This window comes from Kosmotoga pacifica, assembly GCF_001027025.1.
Lineage (GTDB): Bacteria > Thermotogota > Thermotogae > Petrotogales > Kosmotogaceae > Kosmotoga_B > Kosmotoga_B pacifica.
This window is the reverse complement of the sequence record NZ_CP011232.1, coordinates 1,357,060-1,382,684: the sequence shown is the minus strand read 5'-3', so window position 1 is coordinate 1,382,684 and position 25,625 is coordinate 1,357,060. Positions and strand designations below refer to the sequence as shown.

Genomic DNA, 25,625 nt, shown 5'->3' with positions numbered 1-25,625 from the left:
TCAAGCGTAAAGTATAGGGGATGGACAAATGGATTTTAGCAAAACGCAAAAATTATCCTTTTTTGAAGGAATCGCTTACAACGCCGCATTTATGTTAACGCAAGGTTTCATAATAACCGGTCTTGCCTTCCAGTTCAATGTCACTGAAAGAGTCCTTGCCATAATTGGTGTCATTCCCATGATTTCACAGATGCTTCAAGTTTTTTCGCCGAAACTTCTAAAAATCAGTGGCAGTAGAAAGCGGGCAATGCTTATTTCAGCATCCATTGCAAGATATTCTTTCACAGTGATTCCCCTGTTCCTCTTACTGAATCTTAAAAACCAATATCTGTTGCTGGCATCACTACTGATTTTCGGAGCTTTCAACAGCTTAACAGGGAATTTCTGGATTTCTATAATGAAAGACATCATTCCGGAAGAAAGATCTGGTAAGTTTTTCGGACTAAGAAATTTGCTGATTTCTTTGTCGTCTATGGTTCTGCTTTTCTTTTACTCATTACTGATCGATATCCTTGGCGAGAGTAAAGGATTTTTGCTTGTTGCCGTCTTAGGTGCGCTCTCCGCCGTCATTTCTCGTTTGATTTTGGGCAAATACGAAGATCCTCCAAAGAAAACTTTCATTACCGGTAGTATATTTACAGAGGCATTAAGAGACGATAGGTTCAAGAAGTTTCTTACTTTTGCTCTTTTCTGGAATTTTACTATTGCACTGGCCAGTCCATTTTTTTCCTATCATCAGATAGTCAATCTTAAGCTAAACTATTCGTACCTAAGTATTTTAGGATTCATTGCAACCGGAGTTTCAATGTTTTTCTATTTCTTGTGGGGAAAATTAGCAGACAAGATAGGTCATCAAAGTGTTGCGGAATTCTCACTTTTCACCGCTTCAATTTTAGCTTCCATGTGGATATTTATGAACGAGCACACTTTCAAATATCTGTTACTAGTCGATTCAGTTGTTGGAGGTATAGCTTGGAGTGGAATAAATCTTACATTATTTACTCTACTACTGGGTATAGCTGATTCTTCTAAAGTTGAAGCATATTTCGCGGTATTTTCGTTTGCCAGCGGAATGGGAGCATTGTTTGGTGCTCTTACAGGAGGGTTTCTGGCTGGCTGGCTCAATTTGTTGAAGTTAGAAATTGGAGGCATGACTATTTATGGAATCCAATTTCTTTTTTTGACGGGGGGCATCCTCAGAGGAATATCATGGTTACTCCTTAAGCGTGTCAAAACCAGGAAAAAGGTTTCCGTCCCAAGGTACTTTTTCTATACCGTCTCTGTTCTCAGTCGACGTGCTGCTTCGAGACCATATGAATATGCATCAATGATAATAAGAATCAGTCAAATATTGAAAAAGAGAAAACCTAGAAGATCAGCGAGAGTCGAACGAAAAAATCAGTCATATGTTCTTTAGAAACTATATTATTGCCCTTTCCACTTTAAATGCTTTTGAAAAATTATATTCCTTCACGGATTAAAAAACTCTCGTTTTATCAGTCGTTTGATATATAAGACAAAACATGTCCACTTTTTGACTATCCCTTCAAAAGCGATTATCATAATTTTACAAAAGCCTATTAAAAAGCAAATAAATCACTATTCTTGTATTTTTTTGTTGCTTCTTTAGAGCACTTAAAATGTTTCCGCATGTTAAAAAGCACCCATAAATTTTCGTCTTTTTCAATCATACGAATGATTATCCGATGGTGCCTGTCCAGATTAATTCTTTCAAACTCTTAGTGAATTATAAAAAAACAAAAAAGCCATTATAAATAACTTATCTGTATAAAATAAAAGTATTCACAACTTTAATTTTGAGGATAAACGCTTTTATCTGAAAATTTCGTTTTTGTAAGTTAAGAGGATTGTTCTCCTACAATAACGATTTTCTCAATCAGCTATTCGCCGATGTATAAGGAGTGAAAATCAAAATTTTTTCATTGCGTGGGCAATCATTACATCGTACCTAAGGGCAAAAGATCAACATTCATCTCCAAGATGAAACATTCATTCCCCTTTATGAGAATTCTAAGATATGCAAATTCGGTACTTTCCTGTATAACTTCAAAACAATGCTTCGGCTTCTTTGATAATGCTTTTATAAACGTTTTAATAATATTCAATACATAAAGGTTTGTCCAGGACAACGTTTCAGAGTAGAATGAGGGTGTTACATTGATTCACATAGAGGTTTCTGATTCCATCTGGGCTTTTATGCCCACAGAAAAGGGGAGGTAGGTAATATGAAAAGGGTTATCCTTGTTCTTGCGGTGTTTCTTATAGCCGCTCTCACTTTTGGGTACGAATACTGTGCCGTTCCGTCTGCTACGCCGACGGAACCCGGTACATGGGTAAGTTTCAATCCGGGACCTGCCACAGGGCAGACAGACTTGTTATTCACCATTCTGCCACAGATAGCAATCAGGATTCCGCCTGCTTTTGACTATGGCGAACTCTGTATCGAAAATCCTGAAGACTTCAACGGACAGAAATTCTACATTGATATTAAGAAAAACTGCCCAATAACCATCGATGCGGTGATGACTTTCTGGATGTTTAAGGATGGACAGTGGAATCTTGTTACTAGTCTCGATCCTTACTTTGTTTTGCTCCTTGTTGGCAGGACATCACACATCTGGACCGGCAACGCCTGGACTGTGGGTAGTTTCTATCCCATGACTGAAGGCTTGCCCTTCTGGTATGGGGTCAATTGCTACGACACTTTCTGGTTCAAGCTCAGTTTCACGTATGATTATGTGGTATGTCGTGACTGGTGTCTGACCTTCATAGCTGCCGAATACAAGGCAACCATAGTCTTCACCATCACCGGAGAACTTGATCCTTGATCCTTAATTTTTGAATACAAGGGAAAACCCGGGCTTATGCCCGGGTTTTTGTTTTCATCAGCTTCTAAAAATGTTATAAAAATAGATTCTAACTGTCTTTAATCGGCACGATGAATGGCAGTGAAAACATATAATTGTAGCGTTGACCATGAGAGGGGGAAAACAATATGAATATGAGAAAGTTCTTTGTTATAGCGTTATTACTTTTCTTGGGATTTGTAGTCGCTTTCGCTGAAGACACAGAGGATGTAGAACAACCAACGGTAACGCTCATCTTTCAGGAAGATGATCTGATCATGGTTCTGAGTGAAATAACGCTGCAGACAGGTATTAATATCATTGCCGATGACTCTGTGGGAGGTGCCGTAACTGTGGATCTGGAGGATGTTCCCATAGAATACGCGCTGGACATTATTCTCAAGCCTAAAGATATCTACTATGAGAAACTCGACGGTTATTACTTTGTTTGTCTCGCTGATCCGAGAGCGAGGGGATTCAGAAGGATCTCTGAAATGGAAGTTATAGAACTCAACAATATAAGGACAGAAGAGTTTTCAAACTTAATTCCGGAATACTACGAAAAGTTCCTGAATATCGACTTAGCCAGCAATCGCGTAACTATGACTGCCCCCCGGGAAATCATTGACCATTTCAAGAAAATCCTTCACAAATTAGATACTCCCAGAAAGCAGGTTAAAGTATCCGTAGTAGTGGTTGAAATTGCAAAGGAACTCATAAAAGAGCGATCCCCACTGAATTTCACTCTTGAGCTTCCACAGGATATTTCTGATATAGACTGGAATGGCATGGAATTGAAATGGGGAAGTGACCCATTCAAAATAAGCACCACTGTCTTTAACTGGCTGATGGCTAATATGAAGATATTGGAAGCGAATAATCTGGCGAAAATGCACAGTAACCCGAGTATAATGCTCCTTGATGGTGAATCTGCAAGTATTTTCGTCGGTGAAACGAAAACAATAGTTACCAGAGAAATTGACACTACCAGGGTCAATGAAATCGACGTAGGAGTCTCGATAATTTTGAAAGCCAAAATTTTCCCGAAATTCATCGAACTCTATCTGAACCCTGAGGTAAGCCATTTTGTTGAGAACACTTCAGAGAGTATAACGATTTATAGGAGCGTGGCAAGTTCAACAATTCGAGTGCTCCCTGGAGAAACGGTTGTTCTCGCCGGTATGACATTGAAAAAAGAGACCGATAACATCTCAGGTGTACCCATATTAAACAAAATACCTCTCTTGAGATTCATTTTCAGTGGTAAAAACAACATAAGTTCCGAGAGAGAACTCATGATATTTGTCACTCCATATATTCAAGGGATGTGATGAAGATGTTTAGAAAAATATTCATGGTTCTGATCATCGTCATTCCAGTAATGTCACTTTCACTGCCTCTCTATGAAAGTGATTATGTGCCCGGTATGATCCGCTATGAGTTTAAAATAGTAGATATTGCATATGAACTAAGCAGTGAGCTGAATCTGGAAGAGCTTATTATCTCAAATGGGAGCTTAGAGCAAAACTATTTATCTCTAATTCCAATAACAGAATCCAGTGGAAAGTTAATGGTTGTTCTGAAAGAAATATTTGCAAGGGTGGGTTATACAAGTTCTGAAAATTACTACCGCATAGAAGTTGGGCCTGAGATCGTTACAACCATGGGTAACCCCGGTTCTCTGAGCTTTCAGAAAGACAAATTCAATATTCGTGACTACGCTTACACTAGAGACATTGTCCTTATATCAGTACTGCCAGAAAAGAGAGACAATGGGCACAGGCTTTATTCTAGATTGAACGTATATATATCAGGTGAATACTCGGTGCGCCTTACAACCATTGTCAGACACAAAGAGGATGAGTGGGTGCCTGTTGCTTTGCTACAATACAAACAAAATCAAGAGACTGGGAAAACCGCAGGAACCGGTAATAGGTCATTCAACAGATACGCTATCTTGTCCCTCTGTGCTCGCGAAATAATACCAGAATCCACTACTTCAGGTAGAGATCTTTTTGTATGGTCGGACATGTCCGGTCTTGACACTTTGTTTAGTCCAGCACAAAGAAGCAAATATCCTCGAAGTAGTTATCTTGACCTTCTTTTCGGATTCACTCAATTGGGACTAAACAAGTTTTCTGGAGAGCTCTCTCTAATGGTCGCGAACAGTGTAATCCTTGGAATAGGGTTGGAGTTTGACGCCTTGGCTTCATCCATATCTTCACTCAACCTATTTACCGGCATTACTGGCGAAGATGGGCTGTTACTCAAATTATCTGGATCATATATTCCCGAGGAGATAGAGGAAAGAAAAATTAACCTCTTGATCGGATTTGAAGACATTACTCAACCAAATGATGTACTAAGGCTTGGTGCCGCATGGTATCCCTTGACTATCTACCCGTTCGAAACAGGTGAAAATGCCTTTGAGCTTACTAACTATTGGTCATTTGAAGGAGGGGTCATAAGTAAAACGGGAGTTCTTTTATCCGTTAAAATAGACGGCAATCCCTTGCCAAATAGGATTTCCGCCAAGGTTGGGTATGCTACGGAAAGTTTTGAGTTTAGCGTGGGATTCTATTTTGAGTTGGAGCTATGGGAATAGTTCACACACTTGATTTGAAAATCAGGTAATCATTAAAAGTATTGAGTTCAAAGGCTTTTGACTGAATACTATTTAAATCTAAATTTTCAAGTAACTTATTTAACTTCTCCTTGTTTTTAAGTCTGTTTTCGACCATGTTGGCTAGAGATTTTCTGCCTTCCGCGAGCAGAATATAGATATTTTTGTCATTGACAGCCACCACATCTCCCTGCCTGAGTGCAGAAGTTATAAGCAAAATCAACTCTTTCTTTGCCCTCTCAGCCAGTTTTTCGAAACCCTTCGGCTGCAAAAAGAGAATGCATGCGCTTGAAGTTCGTTTTAGTGATTCGAATTTGGCAAATTCCATAAACATCTTGACGTCAATTAAGGCTGCCCCGCCCTTTTGCTCTAACAAATCATGTCCTTTTTTAGGCTGTGTATCGATGTTTTCTAATGAAGAAATGATATCTTCAAAATCTTTTGCGAACTTCTCGTCATAGTGCTTCTTTAGATGCTCAACATATCTCAAGTATGTTTCACGCGCTTCTGAGATTCTTCCCTGTCGTTTCAATAGACGCAACTTGTACTTTATTCCCGTTTCGTTATAAGGAGCTATCTCCATCAATCTCAGGGTGTAAAACATACACTCATTATACTCACCTTTCTGGTAGAGAATGTCCAGGAGTTCGACAAAAGCATTCATTGCAATCTCTCTGTATTCAACTCTTATAGGTACCACCCAGTCGTTGTATTCATCCTCTTGCATGAAATCACCTCTGTAAAGCGATACAGCATTTTCCAGGTGTAGTACCTTTTCATTGATATTAGATGTCTTATTGGCCAAGGTTATTTCTTTTTTTAGCTCCAATGCGTCAAAATAGATGCTTTCGTCAAATTCAATCCAGCACATCTGACAGGAGGAGCGGCAGAGGTTTTTGCCAGCACCGACTCCAAGAGCTTTGTCAAAGGCATTTCTGACAAAATAAAGCGTTGAACTCAAATTCTGTCTCGCACGTTTTTCATTCATACCCGGCCAGAACAGAGAAATGATTTCTTCCTTGCTGATTTTTCTTCCATAATTTGCAAGTAAATACCTGAAAAGTTCTGTCCCCTTTTCTGATTTACAATACTGCCCTAAAATATCGACATTTTTATGCATAACTCTGTAGGTTCCAAAAGTTGTGATGCTTAACACCCTCTCCATACTTATCCCCCCAATAAAATAATTATTCGTCATTCATTTTTTTCAACCTTCTCATTTCCGATGGAAATTTCGGCGGAAACCTGTAAGATCAGCTCTTCAGCATCGTAGATCTTCAAGATTAACGCATAATTCCCTGCCTCTAAAATACTTTTAAGAATAGACGTCATGATTATCTTTTCTTCGGGAAGGATCCAGCCCTCGCGAGAAGGTTCAAGTTCCCCGGAAAGGGTTGACACAATCTCGCCGGGTTTAATCATTTCGAACGTTCCGCTAAGTTCTGAAAAGTGCACCTTGCCATCGTTCTTCAGTAGGACACTTAAAAGCATTTCTTTCTCTTCATCTCTCTCCAGACCTATACCCAAAAGAGTTGCGGAAACTGTAGGCTTTCCTATTACCACACTCAGAAGGAGCTCTCTCGAAATAATCGGCGTTGCTTCTTTTGAGGCTGTATAGACGAGCTTTCCGTAGTAAGCTCCCTCTTTGGCGTCTGATGGCACCTTGAAAGTCAGTACGGTTCTGGAAGTTTTGTTAGGAGAAAGTTTAAACTTATCTTTTCCTCTGACTGCTACCCATGATAGAAGCGAGTTTTCAAAGTTACTACTTATGTCCAAAAGGTCCACATTTACATCCACCGGTTCTCCACCTTTGTTCGTAACGCTCACAAGCTCAGTTTTCACGCTTCTCGGATTTAGGTGAAGGCTAACGTAGGGTTTGTCAAAAAGAAGATACAACTCTTTAGGCTCAGGCATGCTAAACATTTCACGGTCTATCTGGAAAGATTTTGTGACTATTCTCTGTCTATCACCGTAGTTTATATACAAATGCACTTTGTATTTACCCGAGACGAGGATCTTTGATGCTTTCGCACTGAAAGTTACCTTCGAATCAGGGATTAGCCATGTTTGTGCTAATCCACGGTTTATGGACTGCCCTGTTTCAAGGTGCAATTTTTCCACGGTCCGTCCATTGGGATCTCGTATTGACGCGTCAATACTGGCAAAATAGTCCAGAAGAGAATTGTTATGGAACTTCACAGTGACAACGGGTTCTTTCTCTTCGCCAGGAACTATTTCAAACTCATCAATTTCATAGGTCTGTCTGAGTCCTGGGGCGGATACTCTAAGCACAATAAGTATGGCGAAGCGGATCTTGATAGATATCCCGAGCACTCCCCCTACCTCTTCAGGTTCAACCATGATAACGGAAACATATGTACCTTTCGCGGTATATGGGATATTCACATTCACCCTTATATTGGTCGGAACATAAGCTCTGAGGAAAACCATATCCGGAAAAGAAAACCATTTTGCGACAGAACTCCTCGTGTCTTCATATTCGACAAATTCCTGTTTGCCATCTTCTCGTTGGATATACTTGAGCAGTGTCAAACTGACCTTCTGATCGATCTCAGAAGATAGCCTTACAGGTATTGATATACTGTCACCAGGGTTGACCTCCTGCTGAAACACCAATGGTATGACTTCCAGTGAATAGGCAATAGAAGAACCTATTATTATCAATGCGAAAGAAAACAAAAAGAACAATCGTGTCATGATATATCCATCCCCCTTTTCTAAAAAAGACCTCACAACAAAATTATATTATTGTTTGTGATAATATCTTTTTCTTTTTTAGAGTCTCGCCAAAAATATTAGTCGACTATACTCAGCTTCTCTTAAAGGCTACATTAGGTGTCTTTATCCTTTTTACATTTTTTTTAGTTTCAAACAAAAAAGCCCGGCAAAGCCGGGCTAAAGGTGCATAAGAAGTGTCACATGCTGTCGTCGTAACCGACAATAGTAACAGCATGGTTTATGGTCGATTGCCAGTAGTTATCGATGTCCCAAACATCGTTGCTTTTCAAAGATGAGAATTGATAGGCATCGATCCCTATTGAGACCACATATCCATTGGCTATCAGAGCTTTTAGCGTCTTGATGTCATCGTCATCACTGATAGTCATATAGTATATCTTCGCATTGGTGTTTCTGTGTAGCGGAGCTTCTCTCCATGCTTGTTCTGAAGGCCAGCTGTAATGATCGCTGGAGCTGTATGGCATCGTTTTCCAGGATGCGATACCCATTTGAGATATGACTTTTATGTTGTCTTCAAAATAAGAACCAGCATCTATTCCGTTGTTTACTTGGTGGTAGAGGAAATCCGGGCTCATTACTTTGTCCAAATGGGCACTGTCGATGCCACTGTAGCTATATGTTGCTCCAGAGAGGTCCCAGCCATTCTCTTTGGCTTCGTAATAAGTACTTATATAGTAACCGATTGTCCATGATGTACAGGAACCCTCGTTTCCCTGATTACCAATGGGTGGGAAGTATATTTCCTGAGAATGATCAACAGCCGAAGGAAGAGCGGTTGTTGGCATTTCGATACCGGAAATGATCTTTGCGGTCTTCATTATTTCCTGCCACTGCTCTTCAGTGGGGGGGATGTATCCCGTGCCATGGCCATCAATTATTACATTGTAATTCACTCCACCTTCGTAAACCCCGAAGCTCTCTTTCAACTTTTTCAATTCGAGTTCCGTTATCTTACTGGTTTTAATTCCATCAGTTAGACCTGTTGATAATGCCGTGAAACTAACAGCACTTACGTTCGGTATGGTGACATAGGTATATTTTCCATTGCTCGTACTCACAGGGAGTCCACTGGCTTCGTATTTTGCAACTGGAACACCGGATTTGTAGTCATTGTAAATTTCGACAGCAAAATACTCTATAGTACCCGTTTCGTATTCAGTTCCGTCATAGACTTTCAGGAAAACAGGTTGGTTGTCAATTGGCAACAGCTCGGTTATGTCCAGCACGATCTTGTTATCAGGATAAGGGTGGTCTCCACCGTCCATGTAGAAATTGTTGAATACTTTGATTTTCGCCGTTGTTGATGGATCACCAACACCCACATATACCTTCATATCTCCCCTGTTGGGGTGGGAAATCTTGAATACGGCGACGGCTTTTGGTTCGTAATGCTGTTTCGGGGCGACAATAAACACACCCATTCTATTCATTTTCACGGCTTCGTAAGTGATATAGAAGAACCCATCAGGGACTTTTTCCCAACCCCCGATACCCCAGGAATTGGCTATCTTGAATACGCCTGTTTTGACAACCGAACCCGTAGTGAAACTCCAGAGAGGACCTTCGTTTTTTTCGCTGCCTGATCTCACCACAATCTTCCAGTAGTACTTCGTGTTGGGATCAAGCGTAACAGCGATTTTTGTGCTTTCGAGATCGGCAGCATACAGTGATGGGGAAGTCGTTTTTCCGATGTACACATCGTATCTGTAATCACTTGGATTGGAAGAGCCAACGCTCCACTGAAGAACCAACGAAGTATCCTGGTTGACGGCACCATTTGCCGGAATTGGATCAGTAGGATCGGGAACCGAGCTGGGTTCATCACCTGCTGTACTAACCTCATTAGAGAAGTCAGAGTATGTCCCGTCTTTCTTGAAAGCGCGTACTTTATAATAATTTGTTTTTCCGGCCACAGGATAGAAATCATACATTACATAGACATTAGGACCTGTTTTTAAGATTCTCTGGTAGGTTCCGCCTTCAACTTTTCTCCAGATCTCATAGCCGTCTTCGTTTGTAGCATTGTCTTTCCAGGAGAGCAGGATCTGTGTATTAACAGAACCATATAACTTGAGATCCGTAGGTGCAGGTAGCGCTGATGAAGAGGAATAAACAGCCTTTACCATGAGCGGTTTGCTGACTGTTGTCGTGAGTGGGTTGGAACTACCCAAGTTAACGCCGTTGATTTCCCAGTGATCAAAAGTATATCCAGAAACAGAAGGAGCCGACAATGTCACATTTTGACCACTGGCATACCATCCCTCACCTGAAATTGTTGCGATGCCTGCGGGGGATTCTGAGATATCAACCTTGTATTCTGTGGAGAACTGAGCTGTGACTTCTATATCACTACTAACTGTAAGTATTCTTGAAAGCTCTGTCGAACCATCGTTCCATTCGGTGAACACATATCGCGTATCACTGCCACTAACAAATGTGGATTCATCCTTTTCCTGAACTTGTTCCACATTCACTGTGTGCACTGTGCCCTCTTCCACGGTGACAACAACTGGGGCTTCATAGGTGTTCCCATCGATGGTAACTTTTAATTTGTCTGGTAAAGTTTTCACCGTCAATTGTTTTGTAGATACATTTTTCTGATAGATGGCTTTAATAAGCTTTGGAGAATCAACCGTAATTTCCACGGTATTTTCCGAACTAAAAGACGAACCATTTACTTCCCAGTGATCAAACAGATATTCTTCAAGGGCGGGAGCGCTGAGTTGTATTTTTCCATTGGCTGGATACCAGCCGGTACCATCAATAACCACAGAATCTGGGTCTGCTTCTACCTGAACCTTGTAAGAAACATCAAATTCAGCCGTATATGTGACTGTGTCATTAACAACGACATTTCTCTTTTGTTCCGTACTTCCATCGGTCCAGCTTTTGAAGCTCAGCAAGACGTCATCTCCAGGAACAAGAGAAGAAATGTCCCTGTACTGTGGTGATGTGACTCCTATAGTATGACTACTTCCGTTTTCTACATAGAGGGATTTTGGTGAAGGATACTCAGAACCATCTATGCTTATTTTTAATTCAGAATACGGCTTGGTATTGACTTTCAAGATAGTATCCGAGGAAGCCTTTTTATAACTACCAATGACTATTTTCATTCCATCGACTTTTAGTTGCAGAGTTTCATCCTGACTTACTACTACATTATTCACATACCATTTATCGAACGCATATCCATCCACGTGAGGTGCGTTTAGCGTAATTACTGAGCCAGCTACATAGAAACCACTTCCGGGTATTGTAACCAGGCCATATGGATTAGAATAAGTATACACAAGATATTTTGTGGCTGTAAGAATATCAAGCCTGGTGTCGCTTAACACTTCCAGTGTCCTTGGGTTTTCAACATCCCCGTCGCTCCAACCAGTAAATTCATAGCTAGTTTCAGCCAATTCCGAAGCATCTTTAGTTGAAAAGTCGATCTCAGCTGTTGGATTGACCACTTCAATAGTATGCAGTCCTTCAGAAACAAGTAACGAAACCGGCGTAGTGTACTTTTCACCATCAACAACAACTGTTACTCCGGGCGAATCTGCGCCAATTGTAAGCGTATGACCCTTTTGAATGGAAGGACAGCCTGTTAAAATAAGAAAAAGTATCGCCAGGGTTAGAACGAACAGAATTCTTCTCATGTGTGACACCTCCTGTATTAAAACATTTGTTTTAATCTATTATTTTATCCATTATATTTAGTCTTACATACAGAATAGCTCCATCGAGTTAAATTGGAGTAATCTTTATAAGAAAATTGCCCAGAAAAAGTTTTGTAAGCTAACTTTAATGTCATTCCTTTTATTTCAGAATGACAAAAATCTCACAAGTACCTTTTCGTAGCACCCTTTACTTTACCTTAATTAAGAAAGACATTTGACATACTTTTATATACTTTTTAGAAATACTTTTTTGGATTTTTTGCCAGAACTTAAATAAACTTCCAAATGGAAGGCAAAAATACCGACTAGATTCAAAGCTAAATAGAAAGTAACACATTTCCGAAAGCCTTTATAGAACAAGTGTTTAAGGCTCGATAAACTGATATCATAATCGTGATGTGCTTCTTTTGCCGATGATGGCTTTACGAAAATATTTTCGTAAGGAATTAATTTGTTTGGCCGATTTTGTATAAAGTCATTAAGGGTGAATTAATGAAAATCACTGCGTTAGATCAACACGTTTTAAGAAACTATTTGTTGATTTTTTTCTAGGTAGAAGGTTCATGCGAGTTGGTGTTTTACCCAAACTGACTTACTTGAACACTTGCTGTTAAAATGGATATGGAGGTGAAAGCGTGGACGCACTTGGCAAAATTTATACAACGACCACCATCGTAACAATGAATGTCGGTGGAAAACTGAATGGCATTTCCATCGCGTGGATAACCCGGGTTTCTATTACCCCACCGATGTTGGCGATCTCTATTGGAAAAACGAGATATTCCCACGAACTGCTGAATAAAACCGACAGGTTTGGTGTGTGTATTATGAAGCCCAATGCTGAAGAGCTCGTGAGTTATTTCGGTTCAAAGAGCGGCAGAAATGTTGATAAATTCGCCGGGCTCAACTACACACTGAGTGATTCTGGTATTCCCATCGTCCCTGATACTCTCGCGTATATTGAATGTATCATCAAAAGCAAAGCAGATGCTGGAGACCACACAATCTTCATTGGAGAAGTCGTTCTCCAGAAAACGTTCGATGAAGGGAAACCTCTGATTTACGGCGAACACAGAATGCTCGGGTAGTTTAATAACTGCACATTTTCGAATGCAAGAATAGAAGTTAGAATATGAAGAAAGGACTCTATGGATGAAGGCACAAAGACATCGCTGAAGAAATCGCAAGTGCCGTAAAAAAATACATTGAGATTGATCACAGAACCTGGAGAAGAAAGGAATTATTATCAGCGTGTAGAAAATGCTGACCAATCCGATAGAGCGGCTCCCAATAACAGGGTTAGGTATATCTGGGGTGTCAAATTCATAGATATGAACTCAGTTTCGATGCTAGAAGATTCAGTGTAGATCTGTCAACTTACAACCTGATAATAATTGGCACCCCGATTTGGTTTTTAAGTTATGCATCACCATTAGAGTCTTTCTTTAAAAAGTAAAACTGGAAGGGGGAAAAGTGGTGTTCTTCTATGCATTTTAAGGAATGGTCGATAATACATTTGAGGCTATGGAAAAAGCTCCTGAGATCTATGAGGCTATAGACAATATAGACTTTCAAAACGTATCAACTGTTCCTGAACTAAATCTCCAGAAAGACTCGATTGGATAAAATTTCTTACTTCAAAGATTTAAAAGACCTCCCTTTTAAGGGAGGCCTTTTCATGAATATGCGGAAAGGTCCAACAAACCATGACCGCTCAGAGTGAAAACAATGACTTCCTCTTTTTTCATAGTTTTCGCTTTTAGAGCTTCCCTTATCACTCCTGCGATTGCGTGCGCTGTTTCAGGAGCAGGTATTATTCCCTCTACTTTTGAAAACAACCTCGCTGCCTGGAAGGTTTCTTCTTGAGGAAAATTTTCCGCTTCAATGAGTTTTTCTTCGAGAAGTTTCGCGATAATCGGGGCTGAACCGTGGTATCTCAAACCGCCTGCGTGTATCTTTGGAGGCACGAAGTCCTTACCCAGGGTGTACATCTTGAGTAATGGTGTAAAACCCGAGGAGTCTCCATAGTCATATCTATATTCGCCTTCTGTCAAAGTTGGGCAGGATTCGGGCTCACAAGCCAGGAACCTTATTTCCTGTCCGCTGAGTTTTTCAAGGACGAAAGGCAGTATGGTTCCACCGAAATTTGACCCTCCACCGTGGCACCCGATGATCACAGTGGGGGTTTCGTTTATCAGTTTCAGTTGTTTCTTCAGCTCAAGCCCTATCACAGTCTGATGAAGGAGAACGTGGTCGAGAACACTACCAAGCGCGTATTTCGATTTTCCACTTTTCAAAACTGTTTCAATGGCTTCACTTATTGCGATACCCAGAGAGCCCGGATGTTTAAGGTCATCTTTGAGGAACCTCAACCCACTTTCAGTTTCATCACTCGGACTTTCCAGGACGTCGCCACCAAACAGTTTCATCATGTGTTTTCTCATGGGTTTTTGGTTGTAGCTAACTCTGACCATGAATACTCGGACTTTAAGTCCAAACTTCACCCCAGCGTATGTGAGGGCACTCCCCCACTGACCCGCGCCAGTTTCGGTCACAAGCTGTTCAACGCTATCTCTGGCGTTATAGTACGCCTGTGCGAGTGCCGTGTTCGTCTTGTGACTGCCAGTAGGCGAGGCTCCTTCGTATTTGTAATAAATTTTCGCTGGCGTCCCGAGATACTCCTCCAGAAAGCTTGCTCTTATAAGGGGAGTAGGTCTGAAGACCGCATACTCTCTGAGCACTTCCTCGGGAATCTTAATGTACCTTTCGTCTGTAGCTTCCTGCTCAATAATCGAAGGGCAAAATATTGCTGACAACTCTTTTGGTGTTATAATTTTGCCTGTTTTCGGGTTTAAGGGTGGGTCCAATTTGAACGGAAGATCTGCCTTTACGTTGTACCAGTTCTTTATCATTTCCCCAGAAGGTAGCGTCACTCTGATTCTTTCCTCCATATCCTCACCTCCAAAAAAAATAGGGGCTCTCATTGGAGAGCCCCTTTATTTAAGGTAGTCTATCTTCACGCGACAGGACTACCCCGTTAAGGGGCTTTCCTGCCACCACCAGAACATATTGAATTCTATTTCAGAAAAAATGAGCATTTCCTTCACCTCTTGATAAGTTTGACTTATACTACCAGATTTAGCTTTACAAAGTCAATGTAATTCAAGAGAAGGATGATAGCGAATTTTTCTCAATTTTCAAACATTCTGATACAGTGTTACACTCGAACTTAGAACCAAAGAGTGGTATATTTTACTTAACTATGATTCGGGAGGTGCCAGCTTAAAGTGATCAGTATCGCTGAACGCTATTTCGAACTAAGAAAAAGAATTTTCGAATGGCCCAGAACTCAACCTCTTTTGAACAAAATCGCACTTTCCATCGCCATGGCTGCACTTACGGCTGTTTTTGCTCAGCTCAAGTTTTACCTTCCAGGTACACCCGTTCCCATCACAGGACAGACTTTTGCTGTGTTGATATCGGGTGTTGCTCTCGGGAATTGGTGGGGAGGTATAGGCCAACTCATCTACGTTGTTTTAGGAATCGCCGGTATCCCCTGGTTTGCTGGTTTTAGTGGTGGAGTGAATGTTCTCTTTGGTCCAACTGGTGGTTACTTAGTTGGGTTCATTGTTGCGTCTCTTTTCGTCGGTAAACTCATAGACAAATACACAAAGACTAGAAATTTCTTCCCTGCCGTTGGCGTGATGTTAATTGCCAACCTCATCATCTACGCCTTCGGATTAGTCCAGCTCTGGCTCTGGTTCAGCATGACGAAAGGGCAACCCGTATCACTAATACAGCTTTTACAAATGGGCATGCTTCCTTTTATCCCAGGCGATTTGTTTAAAATTGTTCTCGCTGGCGCAACGGTAAAAGCCTTAACACCAAAAGAATAATGAATAAATGATAATGTGGGAGTCAGGCTCCCACATTTTTTTAAAAGGTATTTCAAGGGGGTATTTATGAAACAAAAATTTGACGTCGTGGTTGTTGGTGCAGTGGGAATCGACACCAATGTCTATTTGAAATCCGATGCCGTAAATTTTGAAGTGGAAGCGAATTTCACAGAGAATATAGACTACATTGGAATGGCGGGGGGATATTCCAGCAGGGGCTTTGCAAAACTTGGAAAAAAAACTGCCTTTATTGGCTACGTGGGAAATGATTACAAGGGTAGGTATATAATGGACGAACTTCGATCTGATAGAATCGATATCACGGGTGTATTCTTTGATCCTTATGGGACAAAGAGAAGTGTGAACCTAATCTTCAAAGATGGTACCCGAAAGACATTCTACGATGGCAAGGGTTCAATGTACGTCAGTCCAGATTTAAAACTATGCCGGAAGATACTCTCAAAAACCAGACTTGCACATTTTAACATCGTAAACTGGTCAAGATATTTGCTTCCCATTGCTAAAGAACTTGGCTTGGTAATTTCGGTGGACATTCAAGACATTGTGGATATTAATGATGAATATAGAAAAGATTATATCGAAGCGGCGGATGTCCTTTTCTTCTCTTGTGTGAATTTCGACAGCCCGGTGCCTTTTATAGAGAAATTTCTCCAGAACAACCCCGATAGAGTTGTTGTCTCCGGAATGGGAAAGAAAGGGTGTGTTCTGGGGACGAAGGCGGGAATAAAATTCTACCCCGCAGTCGAATTAGATGATCCGGTTGTAGACACTACTGGAGCAGGAGATAGCCTTGCAGTTGGTTTCCTATCCAGTTATTTCCTCGATGGTTACTCTCTCGAAGATTCCATTTTGAGGGGGCAGATAGCAGCACGGTACTGCTGCTCAAAAAAGGCCTCTTCTTCTGAGTTAATAACAAAAGAAAAACTCGACAAATACTTTAGCAAATTCAAAACTTAGCGTCGAGTGAAGGGATGAAGGGCTTTATATCGAGTACTGGTGTTCCGTCTATGGCATCTAGCTCCTTTACTACGAGTATATTCCCCTCCCTTTTTATCAGCTTGACAACATTAAAGGCAATGGGATTTGGATGGTTTGGCGACCTCGTCGCAAAGACGCCCCTCTTTTCACTGCTGCCATGAGGAAATATCTTCAATCCCCTAAAGACAGATTTGTGAAAGTGGGAAAGGACTATCAAGTATTCATAACGTTCTATGCCATTGAGCCCTTCGGAAAACTCGGAAAATATCTCTATTCTAAATTCAATGTCTCCAGCTAGAATTCCTTGTCTGGGTGTTTCTTCCTTTCTTGCATACGGGGAGTGGATCTTACCAATAGGCTTATAGATTATGTCCACCAAGAACACCTCTCAACATCCCTAAATTCACTCCTTGTAAACAGCAATTTTTAAGCCTTTTTTCTTTGCCAGGTACATGGCAGAATCCGCTTTTTTCAACAGCTCCTTAAGGTCTTTACCGTGTTCTGGAAAGCAGGATATACCGATGCTTCCAGAAATATTCAGTTTTATATTGTTGAAAATGATAGGTTTTTCCAGACTGAGGAGAATCCTTTCTGCAGCTACAACAGCCATTTTACTGTCAGTTTCTGGAAACAGGAAAGCGAACTCATCACCCCCAAGTCTTGCTACGATATCGCTTTTCCGAAGTGAATTTCTAAACCTTTTAGCGACTTCTTTTAAAACATAATCTCCCACGTCATGACCCAGTTTATCATTTATTTCTTTGAACCCATCGAGATCGGCATAAAGAATACTCACGGGACGGGCGTTTCTTCTGGCGAGTGCAAATATTAACTCCGAGTGTTCCCGCAGAAAACGCCTATTGGGTAATTCCGTCAGGGTATCGTGGTTTGATAGAAATTCTAGTTTCATTTTCTGGATTTTCAATGCTTCCTCAAGTTTAAGGCGTTCTATCAGTACAGAAGCGGATTCACCGAATTTTTCAGCAAGTTCCAAAGTGGTAGCGTCGCTAAAAGCTCGTTCAGTATCAAAGTTAGCAAGAATGAAACAAGCTTCTATTTTGTCATCGATTACGATTGGAATCACGAGTAAAGCCTTTACTTCTTCAACGAGCTTCCCTTTTGTCATGATTGTTTTTAGTAATTTATCATTGAGTCGGGAGCTGAGAGGCCCCTTAATAATTGAAGTGTTCTTAAGATTGCCATGAACCAACTCTTCAGGTTTTAGATGAATACCTTTCAAACCGGAAATATCGCAATTTGTGGCAGCAGCAAATTTGAATAGACCTCTTTCATCCTTCACAATCACACTTCCTGCCTGAGCATCAGGAATCGCAGTGACACATTCTTCAAGGATTTTCTGATAACTGTTTTCGTTTATGCCTTCCAGTAGTATGTTCATGATAACCTTGTTCAGTGACGAATGAAATCCGCTAAATTTTTCTAATTTCATCTGCCGATTGTGAATCTCAGTAACATCTTTTCCAGAGAGCAAGATTTCTATTATATTCCCGTCTGCGTCTTCTAACCCGATACCACTCCAGAGGATCATTTTTGTCTCTCCTTTTTTCGTTAGAAGCGGAATCAAAATGTTACTTACTGATTTCACTTCTCCAGAGACAAGTTTGCCGAATATTTCTCGTGCTTTTTCTCTATTACTTTCCGGTACAAATTCTTCAAACGCATCCTTTTCAACCACTTCATCCATTTCGTCAATGGAATATCTGAGGATTTTAAAGCCTTCAATGTTCAGGTATTTTATCTTCCCGGAAGAATCGAGGATAACAATTGCAGCCTGTGCAACATCTAAGTATTTCTGAAACTTATCTCTTTCAGCTTTGATCAAGGCTTCGGCTTTTTTCCGTTCTGAGATATCCCTGACAATACTCTGTATGTGATCGAAATTCCCATCGCTGGAGCGTATCAAGGCAATGTTGATTTCGACCGGTATTTTCGTGCCGTCTTTTCTCACGAATGTCCTCTCGTAAACTCGAAGCGATCCTTTTGTCTTCAGATCGGAAAGTATCTGTTTGGCTTCATTAAGCTCTTCTGAAGCGACAACGTCCCGGAATGTTTTTGATTTGAGTTCTTCAATGGTGTACCCAAGAAGCTCAACGGCTTTTTCATTCGCATCAATATATTTTCCATCGAGGTCGAAAAAGAAAACCGCATCGTTGTTCTTTTCAAAGAGCCCTTTGAACCTTTCATGCTCGTTTTCGGCAATCAATTCGGCTTGTTTTCTGTCTGAGATGTCCCTGATCGATATAAGGTAATATACCCTTTTCATGATGTCGAATTCATCTATCAAAATGTCCGCGTAAAATGGGGAACCGTCATGCTTATAGAGTATTTCTTCAAATGTTTTAGGAAATCCACCCTTGGAATTGCGTATTTTACTGCACAGTGCAGACTTGTTCCTTTCATCGAGGCATTTTCCGGTCCCTTTGTTTGTCAGATCTTTTCCAAAATAGTCAATAGCAACTTTGTTGGCTTCTATAATTGAATCCCTTTCTTTATCTACAATCAGGATCAATTCACTGGTGTTATCAAAAAATTCCTGATACTTTTTCCTGTAAATTAGCATGGAGTTTATAGCTATGATTCCAGCATAAGCGGTAAGAACAGCCGCAACTATATGCACCAGTACAGGCCAATTTCCAGGAAAGGGAGGCTCACTTGAGATCAACGTACCAACAAAACCGAGAAATCTCGCGTAAGAGAAAAGGCCAAGACCCAGAGTGAGAGTAATGATTCTAAGCTTAGATACAAGAACCATTCCAAGGAAAAGCCCAACAAAAACCATGAATTTGAATATGGTGGTACTCCATGTTATTGAAGCGTGCGGGAAAGTAATTAAGGCTATAATGGCAGTTAGAAAGCAAAGGAAAGCAATAGAAAAAATTATGAGATAATCCACTTTTCTTACATTCAAATCCTCACCTCTTATCAACCATAAAACCCACTTAGACCTCCTGAAAACGAAATCCGGTGACCGAGAATCGTTTACCGTTGTCCGTTTTCCGTCATTCGTTAATCGAAGAACTTAGAAGAGCGGGTATAGGGTCTAGAGTATAGGGTCTAGAGTATAGAAAGTCTAAGAACCAGAAACTATCAACTAAAAACTCTACCACTCTTACAACAGTTTTTCTCGGACTCTCGGGTCTCGGGCTTCGCTTCAGCAGGCAGTGTCACTAACCTCGTATTATCAAACATCACTGTAAAATTCCAAAATTCCTTCTTTTGCTTCAAGAAAGGCATTAACCACAGATGGGGAATATAACTTTCCGGCATTTATCCTTATTTCTTCAAAACCTGACTCCAGTGACATTGCCTTCTTGTAAGGTCGCTTGCTTACTATAGCATCGAAGCTGTCCGCTATGGCCACTATTAACCCTCCTATTGGTATTTCATTGCCTCTGAAGGCGTTTGGATAACCACTCCCGTCCCAGCGTTCATGGTGTGTCAAGGCAATGCTCGCAGCCATCTTTAACACGTCGGTTGTACTATCTTTCAGGATTTCATAACCAATAATGCTGTGAGTTTTCATCACGTTGAACTCTATATTCGTCAGCTTACCAGGTTTTAACAATATGGCGTCCGGTATCCCGATCTTTCCCAGATCATGCAGCGGGGCGGCCAATTTTAATAAGTATGTCTCTTCTTTCCCAAGCCCAAAGAGCTTGCCGATTTTTTCAGAAATCAATCCAACCCTCAGTGTATGCTCATGCGTTTCATCATCTCTATGTTCAGAAAGCCGGTAGATTTTTTTGAGGAGATCGGATGCGAGGTTTCTGTTTCTGTCTTTGAGTTCTGTTATAGCTTCGCTGCTATACGTATTTTCCAGTTTCAAGAAATGCTCGGCTTGAGCTTTTTCAATGTGAAATTCCCTTGCTTTTAATGCCATGTCTAACCGTATGGCGACCAACTTGAAATCTATTGGCTTTGAAATAAATTCGTCCGCACCTGCGAACGCAGCTTCCTTCATAGTTTCCGGGTCTGAAAAGGCGGTCATTGTAAAGATAATTGACGGAACCTCTCTCTCGCGCAGTTTTTTTATTAAAGCAATGCCACCCATAACAGGCATTTCAACGTCTGTGATAACTACGTCAGGGAATCCTTTCTTTTCTACGATATCCAAAGCTTCTTCGCCGTTTTCAGCCTCGATCACCTCATATCCTTTGTGGCTGAGGAACAGGGTAATCATCCTGCGCGTGGAAAAATCGTTTTCAACCAGAAGAACCCTGGGCATAACTGATCATTCTCCTGTTGTTTCATGCGACTTAAGGAAAACAAGTACTACTCGATTTCCAGGCAACGATTTCATCTTTGTGACTACTTTGGAAATTATGCTTATATCATCGGGTAGCACAGCTACTATAAAGTCGTAAAGCTGCAATTCCGTGTCTCTGATTTCATCCAGATTTCTTACTTGAATGCTTCCATTTTTAATAATTTCATTCATCATTTTTTTAACCTTTATGACTTCCCTGCTATCGACCATGTTCGAAGTTAATATAAGTCGGTTTACACCCATCAAAATTTTTATTGAGAGCAAGAAATTTTGTAAGTCCGATCCCTTTTCTATCACGGGGATTCCTGAAAGGGTGTGCCCGACATTGCCACCGGTATAGAGAAGAAAATTGGTATTCTTTAGCTCTTCTCTGGTTTTTAGGTCTATAATCAGGTTTCTGCCGTCGATGTCTGGCAATCCCAAATCAGTTATTACAATTTTAGGTTTCAACGCCAGCGCTTTTTCAAAGCCTTCTTTTCCCGTGCAAGCCTCTTCAACAGTGAATTCTTTCAGGAGTTTCTTTATAAGTTTTCTGGTGTCAGGATCGTACTCGATATAGAGTACGTCGATAGATTCTTCTATGGCTCCTTTGGCAGCCGGTTCATATTTAAGTTCCGGGCGTGGCAGCTCAATTTTGAAGGTACTTCCCTTACCTTCAACGCTCCATAGGGAAATATTTCCATGAAGGAGGTCCACGAACTTCTTTACAATCGCCAGCCCAAGGCCTGTTCCCATGTTCCGCTTTTCAGCAGAAACAAAAGGCTCGAATATTTCTTCTTGCTTGCTTTTCGGAATTCCCTTCCCGGTATCGGATACTTCAATGACTATCTTTTTTTCGCAGATTTCCAGATATCCTTTCACCTTTCCCCTGATAGCAGTGTACTTGATTGCGTTACTCAGGAGGTTGGAAAGCAGTGCTGACAGTAGCTTATAGTCCCCAGAGAATTCTCGCCTTCCAGAGAATTGGAATTTGAACTCGAGTCCTTTTTGGGTAGCCAGCGTTTCATATTGAGCAACGATAGGCTCAAAATCACTGATTTTCAGCGGTATAGACTCAACAGTTACTCTACCTGTCTCGAGTCGAGAAAGGTCCATCAAGTTGTTAATCAGTTCGAGCATATATTTTGAAGCGTTCTTCATAGACTGCAAAGGTTCTGAAAGGTTTGGGTTTTTTCCAAAAATTCCCATTTCGATAAGCTGAAGGTTACCACTTATTACATTGAGAGGCGTTTTTAATTCGTGAGAAATCGACCTCTGAAAGTTCAGCCTGAATTCTTCTTGCTCCCTGATTTTCTGATTCAAGTTCCCAAGTTCATTTCGGTTTTTAATATTTTGCGCCAGAATATTAGTGCGAAGAAAAAGGTCTTCAAGCAACTTTTGGATTGTCTGGTCAGGAGACTTAAGAAATGCATTCATATTTAACAGTTTGAATTTTTCAAAATCAGCGTATTTTTCAACTGAATCTGGTAAACATTTGGGATATTTTGCAATTAATTTACCTTCTTGAAAAAGAGCGAAACTGACATTAGCTTTTTGCGAAATAAAATCCATGATTCTATCTAAAAGCTCCTTCTCATTATTCGCATCTGCAAGTTCAGATTTTAGGTTTATAACGGCATTTAAAAATTCTATTTTCTCATTGACGGCCTTTGAAACATCGTTCATCCTGCCGAAGCGTTTCGCTAACGCATCCGCTTCTCTGAAGGGGAGGACCAGGTATTTTTTAAATGCCCATAATGCCAGGATACTTAAACCTGAAAGCATGAAGGCGTAACCAAAGACAGAGGCGATACCGAAAACACCTTCATAGGAAAAGAACATAACATGCGCAGCGGCATTCAGAATGGCTCCCAGAAAGAAGGCCGGTTCTTTTCTGAATTTCAAGGCTAAAAAAATAAAGCAGCTGGTGAAGAAGAGTTCTAATACCGATTTTAGAGGTGTTATTACGCCGTCTTTATAAAATAGGGTACCAGGAATGTATTTATGAAGAAGCAACAAGCCAATCGAAAGGATCAGCGGTAGCGATGACAGTTTTCTGATTAGTTTCTGAGTGTTGGGTAGCAGAGCCTTTGTTGAAACGACAAAGGCCAGCATTAGACCGGAAACCAGTACTATCTTTGAAAAGATCCATAGCTTCACAGTCAATTCAGCATCAAATGTAATGTACCCAAGATAAACGAGAGAGTGGGCGAATTCAAGAATTGCGGCACCTAGAAATGTTGTCCCCATAATTTGAAGCGAGAAAGATCTACGTTCCTTTGGTAAGATTATCAAAAGAAAAAACAAGCTGCCAAGCGTCACAACCACAATCATATCAAATAGAAAATTCGCCAAAAAACCATATCCGAAGACGAGGTACCACCCAATCACCCAGGCAAAGCTCAAACCAGAAACAACATACTCCACAAAAACACGCTCCCAAGTCATCCACATCATTGTGGGTTGCTTACAATTATATTCCTTTGTTTCGAAAAAACATCCTAAAATGAGGAGTGTTGTAGAGATTATTTTTATAATTTCTTTATTTCTGTTCTATAATAGTCAAGAGAAACCCGATGGATTCGTTGAAATAGCAAGTTTTTTCCATTAGGTATTGCTAATCGACCAATTCTTCCATGCGTAAATGCCACCTTGATTGACGGCTATTCTCCTGGGAGGTTTAATGTATGCAACGGCGTTTGAAACGCACTGAAAGTGGGACAAGTGTAACTAAGAAAAGTGTTAATATGTATATTAAGATTATATTTTATTCTACAATTATTTCTATTTTTTTAATTGCAGTATTGATACTCACGGTCGAACTTCTGGAACTCAACGTGAAAAACCAAAAAGAATTTCTTGAAAATCTGCTGAAAAAAAACACGGTGTTAGAAAAAGTAGACGCACTGCATTCACTTTACGATACCTACGGGGAAAGGGCATACACTATGCCGGCATATGTCGAAACAGTATCTGATCTCGCTGAGGAGCTTGGATCTTTGGAGAAGCACTTCACTGAATTTTCAGTACCATTTTCGTCCGAGGAGATGATTTCCCTGGTTAAAGCTAACAACGAGTATTTGCAAATTGCATTAGCATTTGGAAAAATTGAAGATAACGTCATGGAATGGATTTCCAAAAAAGAACAATTTATTAGCAAAGTGAATTCGACTTCACTACGAATAGCACTTATTGTATTTGCTGCAATAGGTTTTGTTATTCTGGTTGTTGGAAAATATTTTAAGAAATTTACTGACTATGTCTATGTTGGTATTGAAGATCTAAATTCCTTTATCAACAGGGGTAAAGTTGAACTTCATCCTTGCCCTCCTATTAGGGAAGCGGAAGAAGTCCATAAAACAGTGAAAAGAATGATTCAAGAATTTGAGTTCGACCAAAAAGTTCTAAGCTTAGAAGTTGCGGGAACGCTTGAAGATATCATGCCAAAAATATTTGAAACTCTCAATGAATACATGGATATAGACCGTGCCGCTTTTGCTTTTCTGGACAACTTCGGAAATGTCATTGCAGAAACTGCGGTATCAAAAGTCGGTGAAACATACCTTAAGGAAGGTTTTGCTTCCAACATTAAGAACACATCCCTTGAAAAGCTCCTCAAAAGCAGGGAGTCTAGGATAATAAATGACCTCGAATATCACTACAATAATATTCATAAATCAGAGGCAACCAAATTGCTTTTAAAAGAAGGTATGAGATCAAGTATTACCATCCCCATTTTTGCGAATGGTAACTGCATCGGTTTTTTCTTCGTGAACAGTGTGAAAAAAGGTGCCTTCTCTGAGAAGGAAGTATTGCGAATAAATCGATTTGTGAATCTCATTAAAGGAATCGCGTTCTCTTCTTATATAAATCAGGAGCTTATTGCAAAAGCCACAAGAGCCTTTGCGGATCTTGTGGAAAAGAAAGACAACGAAACTGGAAAACATCTAACGAGGGTTTCGCTTTATTCTTATCTTATCGCGTCAAAACTTGCTCAAAAGGACAAAAGCATCACACCAAAATTTGTTCGCGAGATGCTATGGTTTAGCCCGGTTCATGATATTGGAAAAGTGGGAATTCCCGATCATATACTCTTAAAACCCGCTAAACTTACCCATGACGAATTCGAGATCATGAAAACCCATGTGACCATTGGTGAAAAGATTATAGATAGCATGAACAAGAGTTTGAAAGAGAAAGTAGGGCTAGACTTTCTGAAAACAGCCAAAGAAGTAATCATGGGGCATCACGAAAAATGGGATGGCAGTGGTTATCCCCGTGGATTGAAAGGCAAAGAGATACCGCTCGCAGGAAGGATCACAGCTGTCGTTGATGTTTTCGATGCATTGACTTCAAAGCGCTCCTATAAGCCCGCTTTCTCTTTTGAAAAGTCTTTAGAAATTATGCGCGAAGGCCGTGGTACACACTTCGATCCTTTCGTGTTCGACACTTTCATTGAATCTCTCGATGAAATCAAGGTTATCTACGAAAAATTAAAAGACACCGATAAAGATCTGAAGACTTTTAAGACGGAATAAACAA

General features: G+C 40.5%; 17 protein-coding genes. 9 read left to right on the top strand and 8 right to left on the bottom strand.

Going from position 1 to position 25,625, the window contains the following annotated elements; genetic code table 11:
* The first annotated feature begins 28 nt into the window (after positions 1 to 28).
* The 4 genes from IX53_RS06385 (at position 29) to IX53_RS06370 (ending at position 5,472) form a co-directional block, all read left to right on the top strand.
* Positions 29 to 1,417: an MFS transporter gene (locus IX53_RS06385; RefSeq protein ID WP_047754641.1), complete on the top strand. Its 1,389-nt coding sequence runs from the start codon at positions 29 to 31 to the stop codon at positions 1,415 to 1,417.
* 829 nt (positions 1,418 to 2,246) lie between these two features.
* Positions 2,247 to 2,849, top strand: a complete 603-nt coding sequence (locus tag IX53_RS06380) for a hypothetical protein (protein WP_047754640.1) — start codon at positions 2,247 to 2,249, stop codon at positions 2,847 to 2,849.
* 167 nt (positions 2,850 to 3,016) lie between these two features.
* Positions 3,017 to 4,198, top strand: coding sequence for a hypothetical protein (locus IX53_RS06375; protein WP_047754639.1), 1,182 nt, complete (start codon positions 3,017 to 3,019; stop codon positions 4,196 to 4,198).
* Positions 4,199 to 4,203: 5 nt separating this feature from the next.
* Entirely contained in the window at positions 4,204 to 5,472 is a 1,269-nt protein-coding gene (locus IX53_RS06370) for a hypothetical protein (protein ID WP_156173127.1), read from the top strand.
* A 1-nt stretch (position 5,473) separates the two neighbouring features.
* Here the strand turns inward: IX53_RS06370 and IX53_RS06365 are convergent, their stop codons facing one another.
* The 3 genes from IX53_RS06365 to IX53_RS10540 form a co-directional block, all read right to left on the bottom strand.
* Complete coding sequence (locus IX53_RS06365; RefSeq protein WP_047754637.1) at positions 5,474 to 6,655, bottom strand: AfsR/SARP family transcriptional regulator; 1,182 nt, start codon at positions 6,653 to 6,655, stop codon at positions 5,474 to 5,476.
* A 29-nt stretch (positions 6,656 to 6,684) separates the two neighbouring features.
* Positions 6,685 to 8,208, bottom strand: coding sequence for a COG1470 family protein (locus tag IX53_RS06360; RefSeq protein WP_047754636.1), 1,524 nt, complete (start codon positions 8,206 to 8,208; stop codon positions 6,685 to 6,687).
* A gap of 218 nt (positions 8,209 to 8,426) precedes the next feature.
* Entirely contained in the window at positions 8,427 to 11,900 is a 3,474-nt protein-coding gene (locus IX53_RS10540; RefSeq protein WP_053001220.1) for an InlB B-repeat-containing protein, read from the bottom strand.
* Between the two features lie 656 nt (positions 11,901 to 12,556).
* Between IX53_RS10540 and IX53_RS06350 the strand changes: the two genes are divergently transcribed.
* Both IX53_RS06350 and IX53_RS11165 read left to right on the top strand, forming a co-directional pair.
* Entirely contained in the window at positions 12,557 to 13,009 is a 453-nt protein-coding gene (locus IX53_RS06350) for a flavin reductase family protein (protein WP_047754635.1), read from the top strand.
* Positions 13,010 to 13,421: 412 nt separating this feature from the next.
* A complete protein-coding gene (locus IX53_RS11165) occupies positions 13,422 to 13,547 on the top strand; it encodes a hypothetical protein (RefSeq protein WP_273229107.1) in 126 nt (41 codons plus the stop codon).
* Positions 13,548 to 13,597: 50 nt separating this feature from the next.
* On the opposite strand, the gene IX53_RS06345 is transcribed toward IX53_RS11165, so the two are convergent.
* A complete protein-coding gene (locus tag IX53_RS06345; RefSeq protein WP_047754634.1) occupies positions 13,598 to 14,872 on the bottom strand; it encodes a TrpB-like pyridoxal phosphate-dependent enzyme in 1,275 nt (424 codons plus the stop codon).
* A gap of 336 nt (positions 14,873 to 15,208) precedes the next feature.
* On the opposite strand from IX53_RS06345, the gene IX53_RS06340 reads away from it, so the two are divergent.
* Together IX53_RS06340 and IX53_RS06335 are read left to right on the top strand one after the other, a co-directional pair.
* Positions 15,209 to 15,817 (top strand): biotin transporter BioY, encoded by a 609-nt coding sequence (locus tag IX53_RS06340; RefSeq protein ID WP_218916052.1) that lies wholly within the window; start codon positions 15,209 to 15,211, stop codon positions 15,815 to 15,817.
* Between the two features lie 66 nt (positions 15,818 to 15,883).
* The gene (locus IX53_RS06335) at positions 15,884 to 16,795 is read left to right on the top strand and encodes a carbohydrate kinase family protein (protein ID WP_047754633.1); all 912 of its coding nucleotides are present in this window, start codon (positions 15,884 to 15,886) and stop codon (positions 16,793 to 16,795) included.
* Here IX53_RS06335 and tsaA read toward each other — a convergent pair.
* From tsaA to IX53_RS06315, 4 genes are all read right to left on the bottom strand, one after another.
* Positions 16,785 to 17,192 (bottom strand): tRNA (N6-threonylcarbamoyladenosine(37)-N6)-methyltransferase TrmO, encoded by a 408-nt coding sequence (gene tsaA / locus IX53_RS06330; protein ID WP_218916051.1) that lies wholly within the window; start codon positions 17,190 to 17,192, stop codon positions 16,785 to 16,787. The two genes, IX53_RS06335 and tsaA, sit on opposite strands and share 11 nt — an antisense overlap.
* A 27-nt stretch (positions 17,193 to 17,219) precedes the next feature.
* Positions 17,220 to 19,745, bottom strand: a complete 2,526-nt coding sequence (locus tag IX53_RS06325) for a sensor domain-containing diguanylate cyclase (RefSeq protein ID WP_156173125.1) — start codon at positions 19,743 to 19,745, stop codon at positions 17,220 to 17,222.
* 273 nt (positions 19,746 to 20,018) lie between these two features.
* A complete protein-coding gene (locus IX53_RS06320) occupies positions 20,019 to 21,062 on the bottom strand; it encodes an HD domain-containing phosphohydrolase (RefSeq protein ID WP_053001219.1) in 1,044 nt (347 codons plus the stop codon).
* Positions 21,063 to 21,068: 6 nt separating this feature from the next.
* Positions 21,069 to 23,537 carry an ATP-binding protein gene (locus IX53_RS06315; RefSeq protein WP_218916050.1) on the bottom strand — a complete coding sequence of 823 codons (2,469 nt, stop codon included), beginning with the start codon at positions 23,535 to 23,537 and terminating at the stop codon, positions 21,069 to 21,071.
* Positions 23,538 to 23,770: 233 nt separating this feature from the next.
* Here IX53_RS06315 and IX53_RS06310 point away from each other — a divergent pair, with 233 nt between their 5' ends.
* A complete protein-coding gene (locus IX53_RS06310; RefSeq protein ID WP_053001218.1) occupies positions 23,771 to 25,621 on the top strand; it encodes an HD domain-containing phosphohydrolase in 1,851 nt (616 codons plus the stop codon).
* Positions 25,622 to 25,625: the final 4 nt, after the last annotated feature.